Annotated in this window: 8 protein-coding genes; 4 read left to right on the forward strand and 4 right to left on the reverse strand. The window is 48.3% G+C overall.

All coding sequences use genetic code 11. The annotated features are described in order from the left end of the window. Positions 1 to 2 precede the first annotated feature (2 nt). From AC27K1_RS18795 to AC27K1_RS18805, 3 genes are all read right to left on the reverse strand, one after another. Complete coding sequence (locus tag AC27K1_RS18795; protein WP_487152330.1) at positions 3 to 3,521, reverse strand: hybrid sensor histidine kinase/response regulator; 3,519 nt, start codon at positions 3,519 to 3,521, stop codon at positions 3 to 5. Positions 3,522 to 3,617: 96 nt separating this feature from the next. Continuing rightward, complete coding sequence (locus AC27K1_RS18800) at positions 3,618 to 5,183, reverse strand: ubiquitin carboxyl-terminal hydrolase family protein (RefSeq protein WP_487152331.1); 1,566 nt, start codon at positions 5,181 to 5,183, stop codon at positions 3,618 to 3,620. 332 nt (positions 5,184 to 5,515) lie between these two features. Continuing rightward, positions 5,516 to 7,849, reverse strand: a complete 2,334-nt coding sequence (locus AC27K1_RS18805) for a hypothetical protein (RefSeq protein WP_487152332.1) — start codon at positions 7,847 to 7,849, stop codon at positions 5,516 to 5,518. 390 nt (positions 7,850 to 8,239) lie between these two features. On the opposite strand from AC27K1_RS18805, the gene AC27K1_RS18810 reads away from it, so the two are divergent. From AC27K1_RS18810 to acs, 4 genes are all read left to right on the forward strand, one after another. Further along, complete coding sequence (locus AC27K1_RS18810) at positions 8,240 to 8,722, forward strand: invasion associated locus B family protein (protein WP_487152333.1); 483 nt, start codon at positions 8,240 to 8,242, stop codon at positions 8,720 to 8,722. An 89-nt stretch (positions 8,723 to 8,811) separates the two neighbouring features. Next, the gene (locus tag AC27K1_RS18815; protein WP_487152334.1) at positions 8,812 to 9,123 is read left to right on the forward strand and encodes a DUF485 domain-containing protein; all 312 of its coding nucleotides are present in this window, start codon (positions 8,812 to 8,814) and stop codon (positions 9,121 to 9,123) included. Continuing rightward, positions 9,120 to 10,784, forward strand: coding sequence for a cation acetate symporter (locus tag AC27K1_RS18820; RefSeq protein ID WP_487152335.1), 1,665 nt, complete (start codon positions 9,120 to 9,122; stop codon positions 10,782 to 10,784). The genes AC27K1_RS18815 and AC27K1_RS18820 overlap by 4 nt, the downstream gene beginning before the upstream one ends. A 325-nt stretch (positions 10,785 to 11,109) precedes the next feature. Then, positions 11,110 to 13,059: an acetate--CoA ligase gene (gene acs, locus AC27K1_RS18825; protein WP_487152339.1), complete on the forward strand. Its 1,950-nt coding sequence runs from the start codon at positions 11,110 to 11,112 to the stop codon at positions 13,057 to 13,059. A 76-nt stretch (positions 13,060 to 13,135) separates the two neighbouring features. Here the strand turns inward: acs and AC27K1_RS18830 are convergent, their stop codons facing one another. After that, a complete protein-coding gene (locus AC27K1_RS18830) occupies positions 13,136 to 13,258 on the reverse strand; it encodes a hypothetical protein (RefSeq protein ID WP_487152336.1) in 123 nt (40 codons plus the stop codon). Positions 13,259 to 13,623: the final 365 nt, after the last annotated feature.

Consider the following 13,623-nt stretch of genomic DNA (forward strand, 5'->3'; position numbering starts at 1 on the left):
TCTTACGCCGTTACTTCCCTGCTGACAGGTGTCTTACCTGCATCCCGTAATAACCGGCTGACAAGCGCACGCAAGGCAGCCGGTTTTATGGGTTTTGAAAGATAGCGTATATCCATCACCTGCAAATGCTCTCGCAGTTGTGACGAACTATCAGCCGTTATCATTACGGTCGGCACACGCAAGCCGCCTGACTGGCGCAACTCCCGGATTAAATCCACGCCATTGCAACCATTGTCCAGATGATAATCCACCAGGATCAGGTCAGGCGCATACGCCACCTGGTTCCGGGCAATCTCGGCATTGGTTGCGGTTAATACCCGGCAGCCCCAACGCTCCAGCAATTGCTGCATGCCCTGAAGTATCGTGATGTCATTATCAATGCAGAGAATCGTGCGACCGGACATCGTATTCCCAGGCCCTGCAGCGCGGACCGACGCAGCAATTTCGGCAGAAGGCATAACCTCATGCCGTCCCAGCGGGACAATAATGTAAAAAACCGAGCCCCGTCCCGGATGCGATTTCAGACCAATTTCACAATCCAGCACACTGGCAATACCCTGAACAATGGCAAGTCCCAGGCCAAACCCTTGTGAGACATGCCCGTTCAACCGCTGAAACGCCTTGAAAATCTGAGCCTGTCGCTCTTCGGGAATCCCTGGCCCATTGTCCCTCACTTCAATCCTGAGGCGGTTTCCCTGTCGCCGGCATCCCAGCATCACCTTGCCAGCTGGCGCATAGCGGATGGCATTGGACAGGAAATTCTGCAATACACGCCGCAGAAGCTTCCTGTCACTGTATAAGGTGTAATTCCCCGCCCTGCTGCGAAACGCAACCCCCTGGCCATCAGCCACACCCTGGCACTCCACAATCAATGGCTCAAAAAGTGCACTGGCAGAAAAAGAAGAAAACGCGGGTTTGAACTTGCCGGATTCCAAACGGGACAAATCCAGCAAATCATTAATAATCTCTTCAGCAGAGTGCAGGGAGGATTCAATATGCCCAGCCAGTCGGGAGATATCACGATCAGTACCCGACGACTGACCAACCTGCTCTGCCAGTGTTGCAGAAAACAAACGCGCCGCGTTAAGTGGTTGCATCAGGTCATGGCTGATGGTGGCAAAAAAACGACTGCGGTCATGACTGACCTGTTCAGCCTGCTGCTTGGCCTTGCGAAGCGCCCTGTTGGCCGATTCCAGATCCCGCGTTCGGTCCGACACCCGCTGTTCAAGGCTTTCATTCATATCCTTCAGGGCCTGTTCAACCCGACGAAATCCGGTGATATCGGTAAAACTCATGACAAAACCACCGCCTGGCATCGGGTTGCCCTGGACCTGAATAACACGGCCATCTGCACGGATACGCTCGGAACGATGCGCATTACCCTGTGCCATAAGCCTGACCCGTTTACGCACATGGTCTTCAGTATCACCGGAACCACACAGCCCCTGCCCCGCATTATGTCGGATGATATCGGACACGTGTCGACCAATACGGATAAACCCTTCCGGGTAATCAAACATATCCAGATAGGCACGATTCCAGGCGACCAACCTCAAGTCACGGTCAACAACACTGATCCCCTGGCTGACATTCTCCAGCGCGCCCTGCAACAGCTCCCGGTTAAATCGCAACACAGATGACGATTCACCGATAATCGTTTCCACATCATCCAGTTCCATTGCCGATCCGGATAATGCACTGCGCATGACCACTCTGGCCGAGGCTCCGCCCAGCACCCTCGCCAGCAAGCGTTCGGTAAAATCAATCAATGCCTTGGTTGCGGGCTGATGCCTTAATGCTGGCTGGGCATAACCCGCCAGTCCTGAAAACGCTTCAGTCGCTTTTTCCCGCCCAATAAAGCGCGCAGCAAGGATCTCCAGCTCTGCAATGGTCACCCGGGGCAAATCTTCCTGAGCCTCCGGCAAAGCACTCCCCACAAACACAGCCGCTTGTTGCCGCTCAACTAACCGTGGGCTAAACCACAGTGAACCAATGCAATAGACAAACAGGTTGCCACCCAGGCTTAACAGCATGCCGCTCACCACGGGATCCCCATCACCCAGCCCCAGTAAACCGTCTGGACGCAACCCTTGATATCCCCAGCTCCCGGGCAACATTCCCGAGCTCTCAAAAGCGGGTAACACCAGGCTATACAGCCATAGAAATGTTCCCGTCATCACCCCAAGCAAAACACCGATTCTGTTACTTTTTCTCCAGACCAATCCTCCGACTAACGCCGGTGCCAACTGGGCTACCGCTGTAAACGACAGGTAACCAATGGATGCCAGTGACTGGTCATGATCAAGCAATCGATAAATAAAATAAGCCAGGAGCAGAATCATAAGAATCAGACTACGGCGTACCGTCAGGAGCATGCCTTTAAGCTGGGAAAAATCCCTGGTGGCAAATACACCGGTACGAACAAGAACAGGTACAACCAGCTCATTACACATCATGATGGTGAGCGCGATCGTCGATACAATCACCATACTCATGGCCGCGGATGCGCCGCCCAGGAAAGCCAGCATCGCCAGCCAGTCCTGCCCCATCCCCATCGGTAAACTGATCACGTAAGTATCCGGGGAAACGCCAGGGGGTAAGAGCAACTGACCAGCCAGGGCAATAGGCAAAACAAACAGTGCAGCTAACAACAGGTATAACGGAAAAACCCAACGTGCGGTATTCAGGTGTGCAGTATCGTTGTTTTCAACGACAGTGACATGAAACTGCCGTGGTAAACACAAAAAAGCCGCCATGCTGATAACAATATGCACACCCAGCGAAAAGCCATCAAATTTTGTCAGATACGCAGAAAAACCGGGCGAATGATGGCTGGATAACAATGGATCACTGTTGCTGCCATACAACACATAAACAACAAACAATCCGACGATCAGAAAAGCTGCCAGCTTGATCAAAGACTCAATGGCAATAGCCAGCATGAGGCCATGATGGTGCTCTGTAGTATCAAGATGCCGAGTCCCGAACAAAATCGTAAACACGGCCAGCACCAGGCTTATGACCAGCGCCGTATCATGATCGGCCTGACCCATTGGGTCGCCCGATATATAAAATGCATTGTCAGCGGATAAGAGACTGAAGCCCATAACAATCGCTTTCAGCTGGAGCGCTATATACGGAAGGATGCCGACCAGAAGAATCAGTGTTGCTACCGCTGCCAACAGGCGGGACTTCCCGTAACGCGCTGCAAGAAAGTCGGCAATAGAGGTGATGTTTTGCTGTTTACTGACCCGTATGATCCGAACGATCAAACGGCGAAACAGTAAAAAAATCACAATGGGAGCAACATAAATAGGCAAAAAGGACCAGGGGGAATACGCTGCCTGCCCAACAGCCCCAAAAAACGTCCACGACGTACAGTAAACGGCCAGCGACAAACTGTATATCCAGGGTCGCCATGATGGGTGGTAATGATGTCCTTGCCTGTCGCCATACCAGGCAATAGCAAAGATTCCCCCCATATAAACCAGAGAAACAAGAGCGACAACGACATCCGACACGGGACCCCCAGATTGCCCTCTGATGTTTATAGTGTCAGGGCAGTCATCGCGAAAGTAACAGAGTTGAAAGGTAAAGCAAACTGGCGTAATGGGCGTCTAAACGAGCATTTTCGATAATTTATCGATGTTTTTGTGCACATACGCTTTCAATGAACCCAGTGAAGATAACTGGTTAGATCTGAGTGATGGACTCAGCCTGCTTGCGGGGGATATTGAGCACTCAAGGGATTCTGAAGGCGATTCTTCAGCTTGAGGCGGTGGTACCTGTACAGGCGAAACATAGCCTTCGTCCGAACTGTCTGTCGTTGCAATCATTTGACCTTCACCTGCTGTAGTAAAAGGCAAATAACCCATCAGGCAGGGTGTAAACCCAGAACGCTGAATATATTTAGCCACAAACGCGTTATCATCGCCTGCCAAAATAGGCTTGCGGGAAAATTTATTGAAAACTACCCAACACCCGTCAGTACCCCTGACAGCCGTAATATAATGACCGCTATTAACATTCACACCCGAGTGAAGAACCATCCGATGCAACCGGAATCGTCTTTTTTCTTTTTCAAGGCTATCTATTTGCTCACTGGAAAGCGGCTTATCATCAATATAGGGCGCACAACGTACATGTACTGTCAGGTTGACCAATAACTTTTTAAACATTGCCTTAAGATTTTTCAAACGTTTTCGTCCTTGCCTGGTACGATGGTCATACTCAAAACAGCTTATAGCGATACTGGGGAACATCTTATTCTCCGGTACAAGGGAGTCAACAAACAACATACTATCGGAAGCTGTATTCCCATTGTCATCGTAACTGCTACTACCAAGAAGGTTCTGCACATATTTTTTAAAACTGGAAGGATTATATTCATGAACTTCAGAAATCAAAATATGATCAAGCCTGTGCCTTCTTATACCATCAGCAAATTTTTCATAACGATAAAAACCATTATTCCTTAGTCCCGTCCCACCAACAAGCTTATCTAAATATCCGAACAAGCCTGCTAAAACCTCAACAGAATCCATCTGGAAAGCGGGTTCGATATACCCAGCTTCTGACATCGCTTTATAAAACTTAGAATAAGCATACTTTGCTGATTCAGCATCATAATTCAGCACTGAAAAAAGCACAGCCCTTAAACTTAATACAATGTTATCATTTGGATATTTAACCGCTAACTCATCTATCTTTTCATAGAGCTCTGGGTCAAGTGCAATAAAATAAAGCAATGACTGTAGATAGCAGTCATTGGTTAAATTCCCTAGCCGACCTGGTAACTTGCAGTGGTGATCTGATGGTTGAAGATATACAGGCTTTGGCAAAGGTTGTTTATAACGATCCGAGGGGAAATGCTTACTGTTTCCATCACAATATCTTGATGAATCTGCATATTTTTTCTTAGCACCTGTTTGATTAATACCCGATTTTACACTGGCTTTATTTTTTCTTACCTTTCGCTCACTCAAGCATCGAAACTGAAAACAGCAAAGACAGGACAGAAGTGCAAGAAAAAAACTCTTACATTTCTGCAGAAATGAAGATCCATTGGATGGACAAGATTTAACCGTATACTGCTTATAGTGACCCTCTTTATCTTTTTTTTCAGCACATACAGCTGGAACGTTATCCGCCAAAGCAGACAATTTTGAAACTGAAGCAGCCAACACATAATCCCTATAAACTTAATAATTACAACCATTTTTAAGCAGATTCAAATAGAGTTATAATAAACCCATTAAAAAAACATTTAATGTATAGACATCACATGGGTAAAAAGTACCACTCACCCTCTTAGTTATTTGACAATCCCCCTGTAGATTAGTTCCTCTCTCAGTCAGAAAGCAGCTAAACAATATAACAAAAATATATATCAACAAGCACAAAAAGCACAAAAAGCACAAAAAGCACAAAACAAATCTACTCTTGAACAAATCCTTTACATTATCTTTCACAAGCATATAAAAAGGTAAATCATTAATATAAAATACCTCATAAACTAATCATCAGAGCCTATGGTATGTGTATATTTCTTCACAATAACAGGGGATAAGTCCAGTAGATCACCCTGTTTAACAGGATGGTGCATACTCGTCCAAAAAGCAGATTGATTTGAGCAGTGTACCAGGCACAAGTTTCCAGCTTCCTCATAACTTAAACAGCGCCTTTGAGTATTAATTAGCCAGCCTGTTTGCCAGTACCATTTTTGAGTCTCTTTATAAGAACAGGACTGAATAGTTAATTGGTTATCCTGATTATATTCCAGGCAGTAATTCTGATAAGTCATTGATCGTATTCTATGCTCTTCATCAAGCATCCAATATTGCATAGGGTTATTCTCACAACCTGACATAAAGACCTTACTCATATCAACAGAGAGGCATAGCTCCTGTAAACTACCTGCCTTATAGGCTCTCAGTGAAAAAGGCCTGTAATCTTGAAATGCGGGCGCTTCCCAGTTAATAGTCACAGGTTGAATGAACTGGTATTCTGTGCCTTTCTGACTCCACGAACCGTACTCCTGAAAGAAAAACCTGTACTGTATTCGTCCGCCAAGCGATACAACAGCAACTGATGCCAATATATCAATGGTTGATACCCCCGCTGTTTCTCCTGACACCTGGTAGGTCACAGAATATCCGGGTTTGAAGCTGGCATAGGCTGATGGTGAAAAATGGTTATCATCAAAAAACCAATCCTGACACCAGAGCAAACACCGCTCATGGCTTCGCCAAAGGTGGCTGTTGTTTTTAAAATCTCGCGTCCAAACCATAGATGCTCGATTATTTTTTGAGAGATTGAGCACTTTATATTCATAATTTTCATATTCTATTGATCGTTCACTGATATATTCAACAAATGATGAGAGCAATACACGTTTATACCGGCGAACCTGCGGATTATCAAAAGAACCCAAATAATATTTTTTACTCTTAATTTGATGCGAAAAAAAATCCTGCTCCGAATCGGACAAGTCAATATTCAGCACACTTTCGTTAAACTGACAACTACCTTTAAAGTCCACAATAATTTCATCCAATGACGTATATTTCTGATTCGCCATTGATTCCAGCTTAGTAATATTTGACTCACAGCTATCAATACGACTCTTGACATGCTCATTGACCGCATGCATTTCTTTCAAATCATCCAGCATCAGTTCAAGTAATTCTTTCATCCGATCAAAGCTAACATCACCTCCTGCAGGGAGGTCATAATCCATTAATTCACCCACTGAACCCTGAGCACTATTCGGCACTAAATAGTCACTATTGGCGTCCGATGAATAATCATCAGATGATATATTATTATTTTGCAACTCCGCCTGTTCATTTTCATCGTCCAGTAACTGATTATTACTTGCCCCTATGTTTAAGGAGGTAAACATACCCACATTGATTCTCGAAGTGTTACTTATTCTACTGAATGCAGCCTGATTGTCAGGAATGGCCTGATAAAGCGACAATTGCTGATCACGTGGATAAAAATCTATTGAATAACGATCCGCCACTGGACCAAACCAGGTTTCACGATCAGACCAGCTAAAAAACCAGCTATGGTGGTGACGGGGTTGATCAACCAGATGCCAACCAGGACCACTGTTATTGCCCGGATCCAGCGTTATGCGTAAATACTTTGCGTTTTGTGTTCCGCCATAGGGGCTGGCAAGTGATCGAATCATATCAACGGTATACACAAGGGAAACACTGGCACCACCCTTGCAAGGATCAGTCATACCACCATGCCATTGTGAAACGCCTGTTATTAAATTACCTTTATACATCTTGCCAACCTGACAGGGAAATCCTACATAACGCATTTCAACGTAGAGTGTTGTATCACGATTGTTCAAGTAGAGATTTTCCTGCATAGCACTACGATTCCTTAGCGGTTTCTTCGACACCAGAACCTTCACTACTTCATCTGCCAAAAGCTTGTAATCTTCGTCAATCAGTTTACTTTTAATCGCAATATCATAATCATCATCTACAACAGTAATCTGATGATAGAAGGGGAAGTCAGCCTCTGACTTTGAAAACAAAGCAACATGCCCATCAAAAGCAACCCCCCCAACAGCAGCAACAACGGTTCTAAATAATGCATTATCCCGTGTTCCATCCAACAAGACAGCAGAGCCTTTATTAATTAACCGCTTTATTCTATCAATCTCGTCAAGAACAGAAATATCCTCCACATTAAAATAGAAAAAGTCCATTTCACCATTGAGTTTATACTCTACATCTCTCAAATATTTTATCAGTTTTGACCCACTCTCTCCTCCCACCCAATATCGATCGTCAATATCCAGAGCAAGCATTGAAAATGACAACATTGAGTTAAAAATCCCCAATAAAAATAACAATGGCTTACAACGTAATAAAAAAACAATTGATAACGTAATGACATCAAAAATCCGTTACTGAAATCATCAACACTGAACCCAAGAAACAAAGCATTTTTAACAAAAAACAATGTAGTTTGTTTCTAACCAAGTCATAGAAAAAATAATTATTTACAGCAACTTATTTTGCATAAAAGCTCATATAACACATAACGGACAATACAATAAAAAACTTTTTCATTGTTATACGTGAAGAATGATGCACTTCCATTATCAAACATATCAACAGGATAATACTGGGAAAACTCTACATTTATCTGTCATAATGCCCTGGCATGGCAATCGTCAATGAAGCAATAAACAGAATCTCGGAAGCCATCAATGAAACGTATCAACACGCTCCTTACAGCATTCATTAGTCCCATACTATTAACACACCATCCAAGTGCAGCGGCTGACTGGGCGTTTGACACCTTCTCCAGCGGTAACCTCAAGCACCATATCGCCCGTTCTGATACACTACCCGGTGGCCACACCTTTGAGCTTTTCTGCACTAACTACGATCCACTGCTGACCTCGGCTCTCTATATCCCCAATCAAAATAGTCGCAAAAAAACGTCCCGTGTTATGACCATTCGCATTGACCAAGGTCGCCAATGGAAGCTTCCAGCCAGTGCACATACCATGAGTCTGGTTTCGAGACAGGTGATTGATCCTGAATTACTGTCTGACTTGAAAGCCGGTAACCGTGTCAATATTCAGTACCCGCAAAACAGCAAAGAGTCAGCCACATTGCGTTTTGCTCTTAAAGGCTCTGGAAAGGCGCTGGCGCGCCTTGAAAAACACTGTACGATACCAGGCTAAGACTCCCTACGACTAAAGTCTGATAGGGTCGTACACTCATTCGCGTTAGCGTGGGCATTGTCTCCTATAACAACAATAAGGACATGCCCATGCATGACGACATCTATAAGAAAATTGCGCAGGATCCCCGCTTCCAGCGACTGGTCCGGCGTCGAAACCGTCTGGCCTGGATGCTGTCGTTTGCCATACTCGCCCTCTACTTCACCTTTATCCTGGTGATTGCCTTTGCCCCCGAACTGCTTGGACAGCCTATAGCAGACGGCAGCATAACAACGCTCGGCATCCCCGCCGGAATCGGCATTATTCTCAGTGCTTTTGTGTTGACCGGTATCTACGTTCATCGTGCCAATAAGGAGTTTGACCACCTGAACCGGGCCATCATTGAGGAGGCGGCACAATGAAATCATGCTGGTCTTCCCTGGCGTTTATTACTGCGCTATTCACAACACCTGCCGTGCTGGCCGCTGGCAGCCTTGATGGCAATATCCAACAACAGGCGTTGAATATACCTGCCATTGTGATGTTCCTGGCGTTTGTTGCCGCGACACTGACCATCACCTGGTGGGCCAGTCGCCGTACCCGTTCTGCGGCGGATTATTATGCGGCCGGCGGCAATATCACCGGCTTTCAAAATGGTTTGGCCATTGCCGGGGATTATATGTCGGCTGCCTCTTTCCTGGGGATTTCAGGCTTGGTCTATCTCTCAGGTTTTGACGGACTCATCTACTCCATCGGATTCCTGGTTGGCTGGCCGGTGATCCTGTTCCTGATGGCCGAACGACTCCGTAACCTTGGGCGGTTTACCTTTGCCGATGTTGCCACCTACCGTCTTAGCCAAAAACCAATCCGCACACTCGCAGCCTGCGGATCACTGGCCGTGGTCGCCCTGTACCTGATCGCACAAATGGTGGGCTCAGGCAAACTGATCCAGCTGTTGTTCGGCCTGCCCTATGAATATGCCGTGATACTGGTTGGCATCCTGATGGTGCTCTACGTAACCTTTGGCGGCATGATTGCCACCACCTGGGTACAGATTATCAAGGCCGTTCTGCTGCTGTCCGGCGCTACATTTATGGCCGTGATGGTGATGTATTACGTTGGCTTCGATTTCAGTGCACTGTTCCAGAAAGCCGTTGAAACCCACCCGAAAGGCGAAGCGATCATGAGCCCTGGCGGTCTGGTCTCTGACCCCATCTCCGCTATTTCCCTCGGTCTTGCCCTGATGTTTGGTACTGCCGGATTGCCGCATATTCTCATGCGTTTCTTTACGGTGGGTGATGCCAGGGAAGCCCGTCGCTCAGTCTTCTTTGCAACAGGGTTTATTGGTTATTTCTATATCCTGACATTCATCATCGGCTTCGGCGCCATTGTTCTCGTGTATACCAATCCCGAATTCCGTGATGCCGCCGGCAACCTGCTGGGTGGTAATAACATGGCCGCCGTTCACCTGGCTCAAGCGGTTGGTGGTGATGTGTTCCTGGGCTTTATTTCAGCAGTCGCCTTTGCCACGATCCTGGCAGTGGTGTCGGGTCTGACACTGGCCGGCGCATCAGCCGTCAGCCATGACCTTTACGCCAATGTCTTCGCCAAGGGCAAAGTGAGTGAAGCCCGTGAAATCCGGGTCTCAAAGATTGCCACGGTTGTACTGGGCGTGGTCGCCATCGGTCTCGGGATTCTGTTCGAAAAGCAGAATATCGCGTTCATGGTCGGCCTGGCGTTTGCGATTGCCGCCAGCGCTAATTTCCCGGTGCTGTTCCTGTCCATGTACTGGAAAGGATTGACCACACGGGGCGCCATGATCGGCGGCTGGATGGGATTGCTGACCGCAGTTGCACTGGTGATCCTTGGCCCGATCGTCTGGGTACAAATCCTTGGCTTTGCTGATCCCGTATTCCCCTACAAGTATCCGGCACTGTTCTCCATGCTGGTTGCCTTTGCCGGCATCTGGTTCTTCTCGGTCACTGACACCTCAGACCTTGCGGAAGAAGAAAAAGAACGTTTCGAGGGACAATACATTCGTTCACAGACAGGCCTGGGAGCCTCAGGCGCGTCTGCCCACTGATACACCAGCAAACGCAACAATCCACTCAAGAAGCCCGGCAACCCGGGCTTCTCACCATGCCATATGCCCCGACTCAATGGATCCATCAACGTCTGAAAGTCTTAAAACCCGCCATCAGACAAACCCTAATACCAAAGTCTAATAGAGAGTCTGACAGGATAATTGCAATCTGGCCCTGAGCTTGAAATCTGCCACGAATCCATGAACTATCAACGCCAGTGGCGAAAAAAACGAACAACAAAAACAAACAAAACAACAACCAAAAGGACCGCCCGTGAATACTCACTATACTTCTGCACACGTTGCTGACGAGTCCTCAAAGGATATGCCTGAATACCGCACCTACCCGGTCAGTGCTGACATTGCCGCCAATGCCTGGGCCGACGATGCCAGGTACCGGGAAATGTACCAGCAGTCTGTCGTCAACCCGGAAGGATTCTGGCGCGAACAGGCCCAGCGTATTGAGTGGTTCAAACCCTTTACCAAGGTCAAGGACGTTTCTTTTGATGACCATCACGTCGAGATCAAGTGGTTCTACGATGGCACCACCAATGTCTCCCATAACTGCCTGGACCGCCATCTGGCAGAAAAAGGTGACCAGATTGCCATCTACTGGGAAGGTGATGAACCCGGCGACCAACGACAGGTCACGTACGCTGAACTCCATGACAAGGTCTGCCGTTTTGCCAATGCCCTGAAATCCCAGGGGGTTCGCCAGGGCGATGTTGTTGCCATCTACATGCCGATGGTCATCGAGGCATCGGTGGCCATGCTCGCCTGCACCCGGATTGGCGCCATCCATTCTGTTATTTTTGGTGGTTTTTCCCCCGAAGCCGTGGCAGGCCGTATCATCGACAGCGGCGCCAAGGTCATGATCACTGCCGACGAAGCGGTACGCGGCGGCAAGACCGTGCCGCTGAAAGCCAATGTGGATGAAGCCCTGACGCACCCCGGGATCAAAACGCTGGAAAAAGTCATCGTCTACCGCCGGACCGGCGCTGATATTTCCTGGCACCATCATCGCGATGTCTGGTGGCATGACCTGGAGAACCTGGCGTCTCCCCACTGCGATGCCCGGGAAATGAATGCGGAAGACCCGCTGTTTATTCTTTACACCTCCGGCTCCACCGGCAAGCCGAAAGGCGTTGTACACACGACCGGCGGTTACCTGGTCTATGCCTCGCTCACCCATCAATATGTGTTTGATTACAAAGACGGTGATATTTACTGGTGTAATGCCGATGTCGGCTGGGTTACCGGGCATTCCTACGTGGTGTATGGTCCACTGTGTAATGGCGCCACCATCGTCATGCATGAAGGGTTACCCAATTATCCCACCACCAATCGTATCAGCCAGATTGTCGACAAATACCAGGTCAATATTCTGTACACCGCACCCACTGCCATCCGTGCACTGATGGCCCAGGGCACTGCCGCCGTTGCTGATACGCACCGCTCCAGCCTCAAACTGCTGGGCAGCGTGGGTGAACCCATCAACCCGGAAGCCTGGGTCTGGTATCACGACACCATTGGCAACAGCCAGTGCCCCATCGTCGACACCTGGTGGCAGACTGAAACCGGCGGCATCATGATTACCCCCCTGCCCGGTGCAACTGCACTCAAGCCCGGCTCGGCAACACGGCCTTTCTTCGGCGTATTACCCGCCGTGGTGGATGGCCAGGGGAATCTTCAGGAGGGCGCTACTGAAGGCAACCTGGTGATGATCGACAGCTGGCCCGGTCAGGCGCGCACCGTATTTGGCGACCACGAGCGCTTTGTACAGACCTACTTCTCTACCTTCAAAGGCATGTACTTCACTGGCGATGGCGTACGGCGTGATGAAGACGGGTACTACTGGATTACCGGACGGGTGGATGATGTACTGAATGTCTCAGGCCACCGCATGGGTACCGCCGAGATCGAAAGCGCCATGGTGGCCCATAGGCAGGTCGCAGAAGCCGCGGTGGTCGGCTATCCCCACGATATCAAGGGCCAGGGTATCTACGTTTATGTCACCCTGAACCAGGGCGTCGATTATACCGTTGACCTCGAAAAGGAGCTGAAGCAGTGGGTGCGCAAGGAAATCGGTCCGATCGCGACACCGGACATCATCCAGCACGCCCCCGGCCTGCCCAAAACCCGTTCCGGCAAGATCATGCGCCGCATCCTGCGCAAAATCGCCAGCGGTGAATGTGAAAACCTTGGCGATACCTCAACCCTGGCCGATCCTGCCGTTGTTGATCACCTGATTGATCATCGCGTTACTGCGGCTTAAACCTGATAACAGGGCTTCTTCCGGAAGCCCTTTTTGAGCCTGCTGCCGTGATACCCCTTACCACTGACGAATCGCGTTATCCCACAATCAGATGGAAACCTGCTGTAGAAAACAAAAGACCCGCGGCCATAAACAGCATGAACAAGGTGACGATAATGGCTCCAAGGATTTCTTCCCATGTCATAAAGAACTTTTTCATGACCTGTCCCTCCTTTTCTGCCTGCGATGGAGGCGTTTTCAGCCTTCACGGGTAAGATGCCCTAACCCTATGGCGATAGAAATGGCACACCAAATGTTATTTTTTTAGGTATTTATGCGTAGCTCCAATAGCATTTCCCGTGGCATATCGGCCCACTCAAGCCGTTGATAAGGCACTTCTAAAAACACCCGGGATTAAACAAGCCCCCCTAACCAAACGATCGTCTCAGATTTAAAATACGGCCCATCCCGAGGTTACGGATTGACATTAGCGCTTCGCTCCTTATAATTCGGCATCTCTCTGGTGCGGGGTGGAGCAGCCTGGTAGCTCGTCGGGCTCATAACCCGAAGGTCGTCGGTTCAAAT

The organism is Kistimonas ophiarachnellae (assembly GCF_057552235.1).